Source organism: Aquisalimonas asiatica (assembly GCF_900110585.1).
GTDB classification, from domain to species: Bacteria; Pseudomonadota; Gammaproteobacteria; order Nitrococcales; family Aquisalimonadaceae; genus Aquisalimonas; species Aquisalimonas asiatica.
The window spans coordinates 1-15,255 of sequence record NZ_FOEG01000005.1 but is presented as its reverse complement, the minus strand read 5'-3'; the positions used below and the strand labels follow the sequence as shown (position 1 = coordinate 15,255).

The following is a 15,255-nucleotide window of genomic DNA, read 5'->3' as shown; positions in this document are numbered from 1 at the left end:
GCGGTCAGGGCAACATGGCCCTGACGTCGTCCAGGGTATCGGCGTCGTCGGGGGCCAGATCCTCCCGCCAGCGGCTGATCCGTGGAAAACGCATGGCGACGCCCGACTTGTGCCGCCGGGAGGGTGCCAGCCCCTCGAACGCCAGCTCGAACACCTGCTGCGGCGCGACCGAACGGACCGGGCCGAAACGCTCGACGGTGTTGTTGCGGATCCAGCGGTCCAGGCGCTGGATCTCGGCATCGTCCAGTCCGGAGTAGGCCTTGGCCACGGGGACGAGCGTGTCGCCGTCCCACACGCCGAAGGTGTAATCCGTGAACAGGCTGGAGCGCCGCCCGTGCCCGGGCTGGGCGTAGAGCATGACGGCGTCCACCGTCCGCGGAGCCAGTTTCCATTTCCACCAGTCGCCACGGGTGCGACCGACCCGGTACGGTGAGCCGCGGCGCTTGAGCATGATGCCCTCGGTGCCCGCCTCCCGGGCGGTCTCGCGCAGCGCTGCCAGAGCGGCCCAGCTGTCGCCCCCGAGCGCGGTGGCCCGCCGCAGTGCACCGGCCCGATCACCGACCACGTCCCGCAGGCGCTGCCGGCGCACCTCCAGGGGCTCCGGCCGCCAGTCGGCACCGTCGGCCTCCAGCAGATCGTAGGCGAGAAAGATCACCGGCGCGTCACGCTGAATCCTGGCAGACGGCCGCAGACGCCCGATCCGCTGCTGAAGCACGTTGAACGGCAACGGCGCGTCGTCCTGCCACGCGAGAATTTCGCCATCCAGCACCACGCCGTCCGGGAGGGCGGCGGCCGCCGCCTCGATCTCGGGAAAACGCCCGGCCATCATGTCCTCGCCCCGGGACCAGATGAAGCACTCGCCATCACGCCGGAGCAGCTGCCCGCGAATGCCGTCCCACTTCCACTCGGCGATCCACTCGCTGCGATCACCCAGCGCCGCCGGCCCGGTCTCCAGCGGCGAGGCGAGAAAGAACGGATAGGGCCGGGAGCGGTCTTCGCCCCGCTCCTCCGGATCAAGCAGGGCGTCGAACGCCGCCGGCGTGGGCTGCCACTGCCCCATGAGCCGGTGGGCCAGGGTGGCCGTCTCCAGCCCGCTGACCCGGGCCAGCGCGCGGATAACAAGCCGGCGGCTGACGCCCACGCGGAACGCCCCGGTGAGCACCTTGTTGAGCACGAACCGCTGCGGCGTGGGCAGCGCCGCCCACCACGCCAGCACCGCGTCGCGGCGCGCTTCCGTGGTCATGTGCCGCAGCGGCTGAATGCGCTGCTCGACCCAGACGTGCAACGGGGTAGCATCCTGCTCCGGTGGTGCGAACGGCTGATCCAGCAGCAGCGCCAGTGTCTCGGCCAGGTCGCCCACGGCGGCGTAGGTTTCCTCCAGCAGCCAGGCGGGCAGGCCGGTGGCTTCCAGCGTCCAGGCCCGCAGCTCGGCGGTGGGCACCAGCCGGCGCAGACGCCGCCCGGTGAGGAAATAGACCGCCCAGGCGGCGTCGGCGGCCGGCGCGTCGCGGAAATACACCTCCATGGCGGCCACCTTGGCGGAAGTGGCCGTGGTCTCGTCCAGCGCCTGGTAGAGTGCGGTGAACCGCTGCATCAGTCGTCCGCCTCGCCGCCGTAGTCGGTCACCAGGGGCTGTGCATCCACCCCTTCCACCTCATTGAGGTAACGCACCAGCACGTCCGTGCGGCCATGGGTCGCCAGCACCCGCCGCGCGCCGGTGTCACGAATGGTCTGGAGCAGCGCCGGCCAGTCGGCATGGTCGGAGACCACGAAGCCGCGATCATAACCGCGCCGCCGGCGATTGCCGCGAATCCGCATCCAGCCGGACGCAAAGCCGGTGGACTCCGGGCGAAAGCGACGCATCCAGGTGCCACCGGCGGCTGACGGCGGCGCCAGCACCAGTGCCCCGGCGAAATCGTGGCCCCGCGGCATGGCACTGACCGGCTCCGTGGGCAGCATGGACACGCCGGCATCCCGGTAAGCGTCCACCAGGGGCACCATGGCGCCGTGCAGAAAGGCGGTGTCGCGCGTGTAGGCCAGCAGTTCGGCGAGAATGCGCTGCGCCTTGCCCAGCGCGTAACAGAAAAGTACGGCGGTCTGCCCGGCGCGTGCGCAGGCGGTCCACCACTGGTGGATCTCGCCGGCCACCCGCGCCACCGGCTCCCAGCGGTAGATGGGCAGTGCAAACGTGGCCTCGGTGATAAAGGTGTCGCACGGCACGACCTGGAAGGGCTCACAGGTCGGATCGGCGTCGCGCTTGTAATCGCCGGATGCGACCCAGACGCGCCCCCGGTGCTCCACGCGCACCTGCGCCGAGCCGAGAATGTGTCCCGCCGGGTGGAACGAGACCCATGCGTCACCGAGGCGGAACGGTTTATCGAAGTCGCAGCCGAGGATCAGCGCATCGCGGCTCAGCCGCCGCTCCAGCAGCGGACGGCTGGCATGGCTGGCGTAGTAGGCGCGGTGCCCCCAGCGGGCGTGGTCACCGTGGGCGTGGGTGATGACCGCCCGCTCCACGGGCCGCCATGGATCGATGTAGAACTCGCCCGGCGGGCAGTAGAGCCCGCGCTCGGTGGGCCGGATCAGGTCGGCGACCACGGCGGCTCCCAAGGACGAAGGCCCGGCTCAGCGGTTGCGGCCGGGCACCCAGAGCACGTCGCCCCCGGCGTCGGCGTTGACGAAGCGGGCGGCAACGAAGAAGTAATCGGACAGGCGATTCATGTACTGCAGGGCGGCGGGGTTGATGGACTCCTCGTCCGCCAGCGCGGCGATATCCCGCTCCGCCCGACGCGCCACGGTGCGGGCGTGGTGGAGATGTGCGGCACTCGCCGTGCCCCCGGGCAGGACGAACGAGGTGAGCTTCGGCAGGTCGACGTTCAGGGCATCGATCCGCTGCTCCAGCCAGTGCACCTGCTGTTCGCTCACCCGTAGTGGCGGGAACGCCGGCTCATCCTCTTCGGGCGTGCACAGGTCCGCGCCCACGTCGAAGAGATCGTTCTGGATACGCTCCAGGTCCGCGGCCACCGGTGCGTCCGTGTGCAGCCGGGCAACACCGAGGACGGCATTCACCTCGTCCACCGTGCCGAAGGCGGTCACCCGCTCGCCATGCTTGGGCACCCGGGAGCCATCGCCGAGCCCGGTGCTGCCAGTATCCCCCGTGCGCGTGTAGATGCGTGTCAGTTTGACCATGAATCACTCCGCCTTGTGCGCATCCCGCCCCGAACCGCTGTCTCCGACACGCTCAAGCACGGCGCGCTTCTCGTCAACGCTCATGCGCGACCAGGTGGCAATCTCGTTCAGGGTGCGACCACAGCCCATGCAATACCGCCGCTGCCCGTCCATCTGGCAGAGCCCGACACATGGGGATTCCGGGTATGACGCGGTGGACATCCGCTACCTCCAGTCAGGGGAGGCGGCGGCACGGGGTGGCCGCCGCCGGGAATGCGACAAGCGCACATTCTCTGCGGCCGGGCGCACTCACGCAAGGCCCCGGGGCGAAACAGAGGTCCGGGTCAGCTGTCGCCGTCGGCCTCCTCCCCGAGGACCAGCTCCGCGGTCTCTTCACCGGGCATGACCGGCATGACCCCTGCCAGACGCCGGGGCTCGCCGCGGAGCTGGCTGTCGAAGACGGCGCGGAAGGCGAGCACGCTTTTGACGTAGTCGCGGGTTTCACCAAAGGTGATGTTCTCGATCCACACGGCGGCGGGTTGGCCGGGGTTGTCCTCCAGCCAGCGGGCAGCGCGCTCCGGGCCGGCGTTGTAGGCTGCCGCGGCAAGGATGACGTTGCCGTCGAAGCGGTCGATCATCTGCCCCAGATAGACGGCCCCCAGGCGTGCATTGGTGGCGGGCTCGTAGAGATCCACGCCGCCGGGATCGGACACGCCGAGGCCATCGGCAACCCGCCGGCCCGTCTCGGGCATCACCTGCAGCAGGCCCCGTGCCCCCACCCGGGAGCGGGCATCCGGGGAGAACGCACTCTCCTTGCGGGCCACCGCGTAGACCAGTGCCGGGTCCACATCGGCCGCCGCGGCGGCGGGCTCCAGCACATCACTGAATCCCACCGGGAAGCGCAGGGACAGGGCGTTGTGCAGCCCGGCCTGGTTGGCGTTGTGAATGGCACGATCGTACCAGCCCCATCCCAGCGCCAGCATGGCCGCCTGGGCCCGGGTATCCGTGTCGGCACCGGCGAGAGCGGCCTCCCACTCCCGCCGCGCTTCCGTGATCAGACCGACCTCCCGCAACTCCCGCGCCCGCTGGATTTCAGGGCGGCTCGCCAGCGCCGCCTGGCGCTCGGCATCGTGATCCAGATCCGCCTCGTTCATGGCATAGGGTCGCCCGAGCGCGTCCGCGGCCAGGAAGCCGTAATAGTTGCGCGTGCGGGCCAACGGTTCGAGCAAGTCTTCCGCGCGCTCCTTGGCACCGGTCATCCACAGGGCATGGGCACGCCAGTACTGCCACTCCGCCTGTTCGCGCTGCTCCGCCGGCAGATCCCACACCGCGTCGATCACTCGCGGCCAGTCCTGCTGCCCCACGGCGATGCGCGCCTGCCACTCGCGCACGGTGTCGTTACCTGCGGCCTCCGGCAGCTGATCGAGCAGCTCCAGGGCGTTGTCGTCACGGGAGTAGGCCGCTCGCAGGGCGATCTCGCGCTGCAGCTCCAGCGCCATCTCCCGCGGGAGATCCCCGCGTTCCACGTAGTCTTCAAGGCGCTCTGCCGCCGTGTCACGGTCGCTGCGCGCCAGCAACCGCACACCGAAACGCACCAGCTGGCGCCCGCGGCGGCTGTCCACCTCGAAATCCGGATCGGCCAGTGCGGCCGCCGGGTCACGGTTGAGGCGTAACCAGTCGTCCAGCCACTCCTGGTCATCGTCCTCCAGCCGGGACCGCAGTGCCCGGGCGAGGCTGGCGTTGCCGTTGTACATGGCGCGGGTGATGCGCTCCCAGCGCTGGTCAGGGGTGAGCGCATCCCGATCGTAGAGCTCGCTGAACACCGGGTCGCAGGCCGACGGCTGCGAATGCCCCACCAGCCAGAGCCCGCGGGCTTCCCGCAGCCAGTCTTCGTCGATACCGTCATTCGCCCGGCGCGCCTGCAGGCCGTAGCAGCGCAGGGTGGCACTGCCGCCTCCCCGGTGGAAGGCCTGATAGGTTTCCCACTCCTCCCGCGCTCCAAGCTCGTGCAGCCACTGCCCGCGGAAACCACGCGCCAGCGGCAGGTCGCCGTAGTCCTCGAGAAACGCCTCCACCTCCTCCGCCGTCAGATTACCGGTATCGCTGAGCAGGTCTGCGTAGATCAGGTAGGGCAGCAGCGGATAGCCCTGGAGCTGGTCCCGGAGGGCGTCCATGTCCACGGACTTCCCGAGCCCGATACGCTCATGGGCCTCCCGGAAAAGGTCACGCTGGTTGTCGAGCCGGTCGGATGCAGCAGCCGTCTGTGCCAGGAAAAGGACAGACACGAACAACAGAACCAGGCTCCGGGGCATGGGGTGCACTCCAGTACGGGAAAGAGGTGATCTTTCACGTGAGAATGCACGCAAAACTCATTGAAGAAAAGAGCATTTCGTCCGAAAGAACCCGTCTCAATCAGGCGACATGTCGATCAGATACTGGTGGTGGGCGGCCCGTCGGGGGTTCGGATCCTCAACGGCCCTCTCCCGGGCGATCCGGTCGATATAGGCCGCCGGAAAGGCATGGTTCCGCGCCCCGGCGAGGACGATATCGCGATACCAGCGGAACGGTCGCGCGGCCGGATCCGTCGTGCCGGGCACGGCAATGTAGCAGAACGTCTCCTGCCAGCCGCCCTGGCAATGCACCAGGCGTGGCTCGATCAGGTAACCGGTGCCGAGATCTTCGGCCCGGTCCAGCACCGGCTGCTCCTCCCGATGGACGGCATACACGACCCCCCATACCGCGGCATCGGCGGCATCGCAACGCTCGATGTTGCACTTGGCCGTGCCGTCGGCGCGACTGACGTGGTTGAAGTGCAGGCGGTACCCCGGGAGACGGCCCACCCCCAGCCAGTGCGCCGAGGGCGTCCGCTCCAGCAACCGCGCCGGCAGCATGTTGGAACCATAGGCAAAGTAGTGGCGCCAGTCGGCCATTCGTTCTCCCGTCGCCCCTACACCTCCAGCCACTCCTTGCGGATGTCGGGGCTGTCTTCCAGTTGCGCGGGTGTTCCATCAAACACGATGCGGCCGTCACCCATCACGTACATGCGGTGGGAAATCTGCTTGGCGATGCTCAGCTTCTGCTCCACCAGCAGTACGGCAATCCCCTCGGCGGCGATCTCCTTGAGGAGCTCCGCCAGCTCCGCAACGACGCGGGGGGCGAGCCCTTCGGTGGGCTCGTCCACCATGATACACCGGGGATTGCCCATGAGCGTGCGCGCCATGGTCAGCATCTGCTGTTCACCGCCGGAGAGCGCCTCTGCCGGGGTATCACGCCGCTCCTGCAGGCGCGGGAAGCGCCTGAAGACTTCATCGTACCCCCAGCGCGCGGCATCGCTGCGTCGCTTGACGCCGAGCTCCAGGTTCTCGATCACCGTCAGCCCGGGGAAGATCGCCCGGTCCTCCGGCACGTAGCCGACACCCAGATGCGCGATGCGGTGTGGCGGCTGACCGGTAACGCGGCGCCCGTCGAAGTGGATGTCACCCACAGGCGGAACCAGGCCCATGATCGACTTGCACAGGGTCGATCGCCCGACGCCATTGCGACCGACGAGGCTGACGATCTCGCCGGCGCGCACTTCCATGGAGACACCACGCAGCACATGGGACTTGCCGTAGTAGGCGTGCAGTTCGTTGGTGACCAGCATCAGTGCACCTCCGTTCCGAGATAGGCTTCCTGCACCGCGGCATTGGCGCGCACGGCTTCGGGGGTATCACTGGCGATGACCTCGCCATAGACCAGCACGGAGATCCGGTCGGCCAGGTTGAACACCACACCAAGGTCGTGCTCCACCATGACCAGCGTGCAGTCGGTGGTGATCTCGCGGATCAGCTCCACCATGTCGTCAGCCTCCGTGCGGCTCATGCCGGCGGTGGGCTCATCCAGCAGCAGCACTCTGGCACCGGAGGCGATGGTCGCACCGATCTCCAGCGCCCGCTGTTCCGCATAGGTGAGCAGGGAAGCGGGAACGTCCCGCTTGGCTGTCAGGTGCAGCCGCTCCATCAGCTCCTCGGCCCGCTCCGTCACTGCCTGCTGGCTGTTGACCAGCTTCCAGAACGCGTAGCGGTGCCCCTCGGACCACAGCAGCGCACAACGGAGGTTCTGCATGACCGTCATGTTCTGGAACAGGTTGGTGACCTGGAAGCTCCGGCTGAGGCCGAGCCGGTTCACCCGGTGCGGCGGCAACCCGTCGATGTTGCGACCGAACAGCTCGATGGCGCCCGAGGACGCCTCCAGCCGGCCGCTGATGAGGTTGAACAGCGTGGACTTGCCGGCGCCGTTCGGGCCGATGATCACGTGCCGCTCGTTCGCGGTGATATCCAGATCAACCCCGCGGATGATCTCCGCGCGGCCGAAGTTCTTGGTCAGCCCCTTGAGGGCCAGCGCTGTCTCCTGGCTCATTACGCCCCCTCCCCGGAGTCGAGTGCGCGCCGCAGGACGGGCCGGGCGTGCAGGAAGAACACCGCCAGCGCGCCGGCCATGACCGCGAATGCGATCAGCCACGGCACCACGCTGGTGGCATCGATGGTGAAGAAGAACAGGGGCATGGGCGCCTGCGGATTCCAGTGCCGGAGCACGTGATAGGCCATTTCCACCACGGCAATCAGCGCGATGATGAAGACCAGCATCGTCCCCGTGGCGTACAGCCGCGCATGCAGCGACTGAGCCCACTCACCGGCACGCCAGCTCATGACCTGCTGGTAGGCAACGCCGAACAGGCCCTGGGGCGCGAACATGACCACGGCCACGAACAGCAGGCCGAAGTACAGCAGCCATGCATCGGTGACCGACGAGAGCTCGCTCTCCAGGAACACCACCAGTACCGCACCCACCACCGGCCCCAGGAAGAAGCCGATACCGCCGATGTAGGCACTCAGCAGCACCAGGCCGGACTGGATCATGCCCACGGTCTCGTCGGTGATGATCTCGTCGACAATCACGAACAGCCCGCCCGCCAGGCCGGCAAACGTGGCGGCCAGCACGAACTGGACGAAGCGGACCATGGTCGGGCTGTAGCCGACGAACTGGGCCCGCTCCGGGTTGTCCCGCACGGCATTGGCCATCCATCCCAGGGGCGTCTGCCGGAGCAGGAACATCAGCACCGCGGAGATCAGCACCCACGCCGCCACCAGGTAGTAGACGTTGCGCCCGGGGCCGTAGTCGATGCCGAACAGGGACGTTGGCGCTTCCCGGTTGCCGAACAGGCCGGCCTCGCCGCCGAAGAACCCGGTGAACATGAGCGAACTGGCGGTGACCATTTCGCCGATGCCAAGCGAGATCATGGCGAAGACCACGCCCGCACGCCGGGTGGAGACCGAACCGAAGATCAGGCCGAAGAACAGCCCGCCGGCCGCCCCCACCAGCGGCAGCAGTTCCAGCGGCATGCCGAAGCCCGACGCCTCGATATAGCGCAGCATGTGCATGGCCAGGTAACCGCCGAGCCCGAAGTAGACGGCATGGCCGAATGACAGCAGCCCGGTGTTGCCCAGCAGCATGTTGTAGGACAGGGCGAAGATGATCATCACGCCCATGTGGCTGATCATGGTCAGCCCGTGATTGGAGGTGACCATCAATGGCAGTGCCATGGCGATGATCGCGGCCAGCACCCAGGGCCACAGGCGCCGGAGCCACACGCTGGTCCCCAGCTCGCCCGCCACGGTGCCGCTCTGTGCTCGTGTCGTATTCATGATTCACGTTTCCCCATCAGGCCGCGCGGACGGAAGATCAGCATCAGCACCAGCAACAGGTACGGGAGTATCGGCGCGATGCGCGTCGAGTCCATGTACCAGATGGTGGCGAAGAAGCTCTCCGGCGGGACGGCGTAGCCGAACACCATGCCCAGATTGGCCAGCGACCAGTCCACGGATAGCGCGAATGTCTGCAGCACGCCGATGAGGATGGAGGCGATCAACGCCCCCTGGATGGAACCCAGCCCCCCCACCACGACCACCACGAACACGATCGGCCCCATCATGAAGGCCATGCCGGGTTCGGTGACCAGCTGAATGCCGCCCACCACGCCGCCCAGCGCGGCAAGACCGGTACCGAAGGCGAACACCCACATGAACACCTGCGGGACGTTGTGCCCCAGCGCCGACACCATGTCGGGGCGCGACAGCGACGCCTGGATGATCAGCCCGGCCCGGGTGCGCTTGAGCAGCAGGTACAGGCCGATGAACATGGCCACGGCCACCGCCAGCACGAACACACGGAAGGCCGGATAGTTGGTGCCGAACAACGAGAACAGGGGGAAATTCAGCGCGTCCGGTACCCGGTAGTTCATGGGGGTATTCCCCCAGAACAGCCGCACCAGCTCTTCCACCACGTAGGCCAGGCCGAACGTGAACAACAGCTCCGGCACGTGGCCGTACTGGTGAACCTGCCGCAGGCCCCAGCGCTCCACGGCGGCGCCGATCAGGCCAACGGCGATCGGCGCGAGAAACAGCGCCACCCAGAACCCGGTGTAGAGGCCCATGGTGTAGGCGAAATAGGCACCCAGCATGTAGAAGCTGGCGTGGGCGAAGTTGAGCACACCCATCATTCCGAAGATGAGCGTGAGGCCGCTGGACAGCATGAACAGCAACATGCCGTACAACAGGCCGTTGAGCAGGGAGAACGTGATTGTTTCTAGCATGCGAGCCCCACCGGCAGGACGCGGAGTCAGCGCTCCGGACCGGCGCGGCCGGTCCGGAGCAAGGCGGTCTTGTGGTTATGGTTCAGGGACGATTCATCTCGCAGGACGTCGTCGAGGTGGCATCTTCCACCTCGATCCGGGAGAGCGTCCGGAAACCAACGCCCGAGTTCTCGGCGTCGTACTCGACGTCATCGTCCATGATCGAGATGTACATGGGCTGCAGCATCTGGTGATCGTCCTCACGCATGGTGACCGTGCCGGTGTGGGACTCGAACTCCATGCCCGACAGCGCCGCGGCAACCGCTTCGGCGTCGGTGCTGCCCGCCTCTTCCACGGCCGCCTTGAGCATGTACATCAGGTTGTAGACGCGGTGGTAGTACCAGTCGATGTCCGGATAGCGCTCCTTGAACGCATCCACCCATTCCCGGTACTCGTCGTGCCCTTCGTCCACGTTGACGTTGGCGTGCCACTCGGTGATCTGCGCCACCCGGTCGATGCCGGCGCGGCCCACGGCGGCCGGCACACCCAGCCCGCCCGCGTAGTAGGTGTAGAAGTTCACGTCCAGGCCGGCGTCTTCCGCCTCGCGCGCGAGCAGGGAGAGGTCGTTGCCCCAGTTGCCGGTCACCACGGAATCGGCGCCGGACTGGCGGATTCGGGAGACATAGGGCGAGAAGTCACGCACCTGACCGATCGGGTGCAGCTGCTTGCCGACGATCTCCACGTTCGGCATCTTCTCGGCGGCCAGCTCCTCGAACCGCCTCTCGATCTGGTGGCCGTGGGAGTAGTCCTGGTTGAGCAGGTACACCTTCTCGATGTCGTCGCGCTCCATCATGTAGTTGGTCAGCGCCTCGAGCTTGATGGTGGTGTCGGCATCGAAGCGGAAATGCCAGTAGCTGCACCGCTCGTTGGTCAGGGACGGGTCCACCGCCGCGTAGTTCAGATAGAGCAGCTTGTTGTCCGGGTTGCGCCGGTTATTGCGGTTGACCGTCTCGATGATGGCGCCGGCCACGTCGGAGCCGTTGCCCTGGGTGACGAAATCGATGCCGCGGTCGGCCGCCCGCTGCACCAGCTGCGCCGACTCGGACGCGCTCTGGTTGTTGTCCATGGGCACGATCTCGACCGGCCTGCCGTTGATCCCGCCCTCGTCGTTGATGCGGTCCGCGGCGAAGCGGAAATGCTTCAGCCCGGCATCGCCGACATTGGCGAACGGCCCGGACAGGGGATCGATGTAGGCGATGCGGATCGGGTCCTCGGCCTGCGCGGTGGACAGGGACGCGAGCGCGATGGCACCCGCGGTGGCAAGACCGGCAAACAGGCCGGTGGTGCGGCGTGGCTTCGTCATGGTTCTCCTCCAGGACATGGCCTTCAACGGGCCTTTGTTATTTGCTTCGTGGTCCCGGCCCGACAGGCCGGTTTATCGTTCTCGTTGGTGCGTCGATCGTCGCCGACTCGTTTCCTGTATATGCTGACGGAGGAGAAAAAGCAAGCTTCGGAACAGAGTTTCGCATTGCGGACCACGCCGCAATACCCGGTGTCAGTCCAGCGTCCTGGCGGACGCCTCCCGGGTCCAGGTACTCGTCCGCCCGAATGCCGCAATCCCCACGTAGCCCCGCAGATCCAGGGTTTCGCCATCCTCGGCGAGAGTCATGCGGGCCCGGTAGGTATTGCCGTTCTCGGGGTCATAGATGCGGCCACCGTCCCAGCGGCGGTCCCGGCTGTCGTCCCGGGCCATGTCCCAGACGATGCGCAGGCCCACGACCTCGCGGTCGCGCAGCTCCGGGTCGTCGTTGTTGGTATCCCGCAGGAGCTCGCCGTCATCGTCGTAGGGCTCATCCAGCCAGACGATCCGCCCGCAGGTGAGCGTGTCATCGTCGTCGCAGGGGGCGAGCTCGATCTGCGCCGTGCCCTCCTCCGACAGCCAGTATCCGTGAACATCCTCGTCCGCCGTGGCGGCCGCGGCGAGAGTCAACCCGACGGCCAGCACCAGTCCCTTTTTCGGCATGTCTCCTCCTCAGGCAGCTTTGCGCAGGCGCGCCAGAAACCGCTCCAGTTTGTCCAGCGCCTTCTCCAGGTCCTCCCGATGGGGCAGGAACACCATGCGCAGGTGATCGGGGGTCGGCCAGTTGAATGCCGTCCCCTCCACCAGCAGCAGGTGCTCCTGCCGCAGCAGGTCGAGCACCAGCTGGCGGTCGTCCTCCACCGGGTAGACAGCCGGGTCCAGGCGCGGGAACAGGTACAGGGCCCCGGTTGGCTCCACGCAGGAAACACCGGGAATGGCATTGACGCGCTCCCAGGCCAGGGTGCGCTGCTCGTGCAGGCGTCCGCCGGGTGCCACCAGGTCGTCAATGCTCTGGTAACCGCCCAGGGCCGTCTGTATGGCGAACTGGGAGGGCACGTTGGCGCACAGCCGCATGGAGGCGAGAATGCTCAGCCCCTCCACGTAGTCCGCCGCCTGCTCCTTGCCGCCGGAGAGAAACATCCAGCCGGACCGGAACCCGGCGGCGCGGTAACTCTTGGAGAGCCCGCTGAAGGTAATGCACAGGGTCTCGCCCGCCAGCTTCGCCAGCGGGTAGTGCTTCGCCCCGTCGTAGAGAATCTTGTCGTAGATCTCGTCCGCGAACAGCACCAGGTCGTGGCGACGCGCCATTTCCACGATCTGCTTCAGCGTCTCCTCGCTGTAGACGGCACCGGTTGGGTTGTTCGGGTTGATCACCACGATGCCGCGGGTGCGATCGGTGATCTTCGCCTCCATGTCCGCGAGGTCCGGCTGCCAGCCGTTGTTCTCGTCGCACAGGTAATGCACCGGGCGCCCGCCGGAGAGGCTGACCGCGGCCGTCCACAGCGGGTAGTCCGGGGCGGGGATCAGCAGCTCGTCGCCGTTGTTGAGCAGGGCCTGCATGGCCATGACAATCAGCTCGCTGACGCCGTTGCCCAGGTAGATGTCCTCCAGCGCCACCTCGGTGATGCCGCGCTGCTGGCAGTGCTGCATCACGGCCTTGCGTGCCGAGAAGATCCCCTTGGCATCGGAGTAGCCCTGCGCTGCGGGGAGATTCCGGATCACGTCATGGAGAATCTCGTCCGGCGCATCCAGGCCGAATGGCGCCGGATTACCGATATTGAGCTTGAGGATGCGGTGCCCCTCATCCTCCAGGCGCTTCGCCTCTTCAAGCACGGGGCCGCGGATGTCATAACAGACATCGGCGAGCTTGTGGGATTTGCGGATCAACGACACGCGCGACTCCTTGGCAACGACTTCGGATGCGGAGCCCGCCCGCCGGATCAGGCCGTGAAGGCGTGGCTCCCGAGGGCTTCGAGTATACTCATCTCGCCGCCGCCAGTGCCATGCTCCACGGCGGCGACGGGGCGGCCCCGAGGCTGCGCGGTGAACGGGTTCACGCCAGTGCGCGCAGGGGATTTACCCGGCCGCCGGGGCGCGGTAGCCTCATAGTCCATACGGTAGAGTATGTTGGCGCTTTGCCATCGAACGGGGAGAAACCGACACCATGACCGACTACACCGCCCCGACGCGGGACATGAAGTTTGTGATGCAGGAGCTGCTGGATCTGGACGCGATCAGTGGGCTGCCGGGGTTCGAGGAGGCGAGCCCGGAGCTGGTGGACGCGGTGCTGGAGGAGGCGTCGAAGTTCGCCGGCGGGGTGCTGGCGCCGCTGAACCAGTCGGGGGATCAGGCCGGCGTGCGCTGGGATGATGGCGCGATCACCATGCCCGCTGGGTTTGTTGAGGCGTACCAGCAGTTCGTCGAGGGCGGCTGGAACGGCGTGCAGTGTGACGAGGCCTTCGGCGGGCAGGGGCTGCCGGAGCTGGTGGCCACGGCCACCCAGGAGATGTGGCAGGCGGCGAACATGAGCTTCGCGCTGGGGCCGCTGCTCACCGCCGGCGCCATCGAGGCGCTGCACGCCCACGGCTCCGAGGCGCAGCAGGCGACCTACCTGCACAAGCTCGTCTCCGGCGAGTGGTCGGGGACCATGAACCTCACCGAGCCCCAGGCGGGCTCGGATCTCGCCGCGGTGCGCACGCGCGCGACCCCCGAGGGGGATCACTACCTCATCCAGGGGCAGAAGATCTTTATTACCTGGGGCGAGCACGACTGCGCGGAGAACATCATCCACCTGGTGCTCGCGCGCACGCCGGACGCGCCGGCGGGGGTGAAGGGGATCTCGCTGTTCATCGTGCCGAAGTCCCTGCCCGACGCCGACGGCAACCCGGGCGAGGCGAACGACGTGCGGTGTGTGAACACCGAGCACAAGATCGGCATCCACGCGAGCCCCACCTGCACCATGTCCTACGGCGACAATGGCGGTGCCATCGGCTACCTGGTCGGCGAGGAGGGCAAGGGGCTGATGTACATGTTCACCATGATGAACGAGGCGCGCCACAAGGTGGGCGTGCAGGGGCTGGCCATTGCCGACCGCGCCTACCAGCAGGCGCGCTGGTACGCCGCCGAGCGCATCCAGGGCACGCCGGCCGGGGGCGACGCCTCAAAGACGGTGAGCATCCTCCACCACCCGGACGTCAAGCGCATGATGCTGACCATGCGCGCGCAGATCGAGGCCATGCGGGCGCTGGCCTACTCGGCGTCGTGGTCCATGGACCTGAGCCGCCGGCACCCGGACAGCGAGGAGCGCAGGCGCCAGCAGGCGCGGGTGGATCTGCTCATCCCCATCGTCAAGGGCTGGTGCACGGAGGTGGGCCAGGAGCTGGCGAGTCTCGGGGTGCAGGTCCACGGTGGCATGGGGTACGTGGAGGAGACCGGTGCCGGGCAGCACTACCGGGATGCGCGGATCACCACCATCTACGAGGGCACCACGGGCATCCAGGCCAACGACCTGATCGGGCGCAAGACGTACAAGGACGGTGGTGCGGCGATGCACACGCTGCTCGCGGAGATGGAGGGGCTGGCGTCGGAGCTGGAGGCGAGTGCCGACAGTGGCGTCAAGGCGATCGGCGAGCCGCTCACGGCGGGCATCAACGCCCTGCGGGAGGCGGCGGAGTACGTGGTGCGCACGCACGGGGAGAATCCGGCGGCGACGTCGGCGGGTGCGGTGCCGTACCTGATGATGGCGGGTTACGTGTGCGGTGGTGCGCTGCTGGGGCGCTCGGCGCTGGTGGCGCGTGCGGCGCTCGATGGTGGGGCGTCGGAGACGGACTTCTACCAGGCGAAGCTGGTGACCGCGCGCTTCTATGCCCAGCACATCCTGCCGAAGGCGGTGGCGCTGCTGCCGGCGGTGCTCGCCGGGGATGATGCGGTCGGCGCCATGTCGGCGGAGTGGTTGTAGCGGCGGTGCCGGGGCGGGGATGGTGGACCTGAAGGTCCACCCTACGCCCTCCGCGGCCCTGGCCCCGACGTTCCGACGTTCCGACGTTCCGACGTTCCGACGTTCCGACGTTCCGACGTTCCGACGTTCCGACGTTCCGACGTTCCGACGTTCCGACGT

Annotated in this window: 14 protein-coding genes; 1 reads left to right on the top strand and 13 read right to left on the bottom strand. The window is 67.5% G+C overall.

Annotation, left to right across the window (positions count from 1 at the left end; genetic code table 11):
* Nucleotides 1-4: 4 nt before the first annotated feature.
* From BMZ02_RS12030 to BMZ02_RS11970, 13 genes are all read right to left on the bottom strand, one after another.
* On the bottom strand, nt 5-1,594 hold the full coding sequence (locus BMZ02_RS12030; RefSeq protein ID WP_091644152.1) for an ATP-dependent DNA ligase: 1,590 nt from the start codon (nt 1,592-1,594) through the stop codon (nt 5-7).
* Nucleotides 1,594-2,598: a ligase-associated DNA damage response exonuclease gene (locus BMZ02_RS12025; protein ID WP_091644150.1), complete on the bottom strand. Its 1,005-nt coding sequence runs from the start codon at nt 2,596-2,598 to the stop codon at nt 1,594-1,596. The genes BMZ02_RS12030 and BMZ02_RS12025 overlap by 1 nt, the downstream gene beginning before the upstream one ends.
* A 27-nt stretch (nt 2,599-2,625) precedes the next feature.
* The gene (locus BMZ02_RS12020; protein WP_091644148.1) at nt 2,626-3,189 is read right to left on the bottom strand and encodes a cob(I)yrinic acid a,c-diamide adenosyltransferase; all 564 of its coding nucleotides are present in this window, start codon (nt 3,187-3,189) and stop codon (nt 2,626-2,628) included.
* 3 nt (nt 3,190-3,192) lie between these two features.
* On the bottom strand, nt 3,193-3,390 hold the full coding sequence (locus BMZ02_RS12015) for a DUF1289 domain-containing protein (protein ID WP_091644145.1): 198 nt from the start codon (nt 3,388-3,390) through the stop codon (nt 3,193-3,195).
* Between the two features lie 122 nt (nt 3,391-3,512).
* On the bottom strand, nt 3,513-5,480 hold the full coding sequence (locus BMZ02_RS12010; RefSeq protein WP_091644143.1) for a transglycosylase SLT domain-containing protein: 1,968 nt from the start codon (nt 5,478-5,480) through the stop codon (nt 3,513-3,515).
* Between the two features lie 96 nt (nt 5,481-5,576).
* A complete protein-coding gene (locus tag BMZ02_RS12005; protein ID WP_091644140.1) occupies nt 5,577-6,098 on the bottom strand; it encodes a gamma-glutamylcyclotransferase family protein in 522 nt (173 codons plus the stop codon).
* 17 nt (nt 6,099-6,115) lie between these two features.
* A complete protein-coding gene (locus BMZ02_RS12000) occupies nt 6,116-6,811 on the bottom strand; it encodes an ABC transporter ATP-binding protein (protein WP_091644137.1) in 696 nt (231 codons plus the stop codon).
* A complete protein-coding gene (locus BMZ02_RS11995; protein WP_091644134.1) occupies nt 6,811-7,566 on the bottom strand; it encodes an ABC transporter ATP-binding protein in 756 nt (251 codons plus the stop codon). The genes BMZ02_RS12000 and BMZ02_RS11995 overlap by 1 nt, the downstream gene beginning before the upstream one ends.
* Nucleotides 7,566-8,852: a branched-chain amino acid ABC transporter permease gene (locus BMZ02_RS11990; RefSeq protein ID WP_091644131.1), complete on the bottom strand. Its 1,287-nt coding sequence runs from the start codon at nt 8,850-8,852 to the stop codon at nt 7,566-7,568. The genes BMZ02_RS11995 and BMZ02_RS11990 overlap by 1 nt, the downstream gene beginning before the upstream one ends.
* Nucleotides 8,849-9,799: a branched-chain amino acid ABC transporter permease gene (locus tag BMZ02_RS11985; RefSeq protein ID WP_091644128.1), complete on the bottom strand. Its 951-nt coding sequence runs from the start codon at nt 9,797-9,799 to the stop codon at nt 8,849-8,851. The genes BMZ02_RS11990 and BMZ02_RS11985 overlap by 4 nt, the downstream gene beginning before the upstream one ends.
* Before the next feature lie 82 nt (nt 9,800-9,881).
* Nucleotides 9,882-11,141 (bottom strand): branched-chain amino acid ABC transporter substrate-binding protein, encoded by a 1,260-nt coding sequence (locus BMZ02_RS11980; RefSeq protein WP_091644126.1) that lies wholly within the window; start codon nt 11,139-11,141, stop codon nt 9,882-9,884.
* Between the two features lie 192 nt (nt 11,142-11,333).
* On the bottom strand, nt 11,334-11,801 hold the full coding sequence (locus BMZ02_RS11975) for a DUF2147 domain-containing protein (protein ID WP_091644123.1): 468 nt from the start codon (nt 11,799-11,801) through the stop codon (nt 11,334-11,336).
* Nucleotides 11,802-11,810: 9 nt separating this feature from the next.
* Nucleotides 11,811-13,031, bottom strand: a complete 1,221-nt coding sequence (locus tag BMZ02_RS11970) for a pyridoxal phosphate-dependent aminotransferase (RefSeq protein WP_091644121.1) — start codon at nt 13,029-13,031, stop codon at nt 11,811-11,813.
* 271 nt (nt 13,032-13,302) lie between these two features.
* Here BMZ02_RS11970 and BMZ02_RS11965 point away from each other — a divergent pair, with 271 nt between their 5' ends.
* Complete coding sequence (locus tag BMZ02_RS11965) at nt 13,303-15,096, top strand: acyl-CoA dehydrogenase (RefSeq protein ID WP_091644118.1); 1,794 nt, start codon at nt 13,303-13,305, stop codon at nt 15,094-15,096.
* Nucleotides 15,097-15,255 lie beyond the last annotated feature (159 nt).

What these genes read in the sequence shown, in the direction of transcription:
- BMZ02_RS12030 (WP_091644152.1), bottom strand. Translation starts at nt 1,594, where the DNA reads ATGCAGCGGTTCACCGCACTCTACCAGGCGCTGGACGAGACCACGGCC.
- BMZ02_RS12020 (WP_091644148.1), bottom strand. Translation starts at nt 3,189, where the DNA reads ATGGTCAAACTGACACGCATCTACACGCGCACGGGGGATACTGGCAGC.
- BMZ02_RS12015 (WP_091644145.1), bottom strand. Translation starts at nt 3,390, where the DNA reads ATGTCCACCGCGTCATACCCGGAATCCCCATGTGTCGGGCTCTGCCAG.
- BMZ02_RS12010 (WP_091644143.1), bottom strand. Translation starts at nt 5,480, where the DNA reads ATGCCCCGGAGCCTGGTTCTGTTGTTCGTGTCTGTCCTTTTCCTGGCA.
- BMZ02_RS12005 (WP_091644140.1), bottom strand. Translation starts at nt 6,098, where the DNA reads ATGGCCGACTGGCGCCACTACTTTGCCTATGGTTCCAACATGCTGCCG.
- BMZ02_RS12000 (WP_091644137.1), bottom strand. Translation starts at nt 6,811, where the DNA reads ATGCTGGTCACCAACGAACTGCACGCCTACTACGGCAAGTCCCATGTG.
- BMZ02_RS11995 (WP_091644134.1), bottom strand. Translation starts at nt 7,566, where the DNA reads ATGAGCCAGGAGACAGCGCTGGCCCTCAAGGGGCTGACCAAGAACTTC.
- BMZ02_RS11990 (WP_091644131.1), bottom strand. Translation starts at nt 8,852, where the DNA reads ATGAATACGACACGAGCACAGAGCGGCACCGTGGCGGGCGAGCTGGGG.
- BMZ02_RS11985 (WP_091644128.1), bottom strand. Translation starts at nt 9,799, where the DNA reads ATGCTAGAAACAATCACGTTCTCCCTGCTCAACGGCCTGTTGTACGGC.
- BMZ02_RS11980 (WP_091644126.1), bottom strand. Translation starts at nt 11,141, where the DNA reads ATGACGAAGCCACGCCGCACCACCGGCCTGTTTGCCGGTCTTGCCACC.
- BMZ02_RS11975 (WP_091644123.1), bottom strand. Translation starts at nt 11,801, where the DNA reads ATGCCGAAAAAGGGACTGGTGCTGGCCGTCGGGTTGACTCTCGCCGCG.
- BMZ02_RS11965 (WP_091644118.1), top strand. Translation starts at nt 13,303, where the DNA reads ATGACCGACTACACCGCCCCGACGCGGGACATGAAGTTTGTGATGCAG.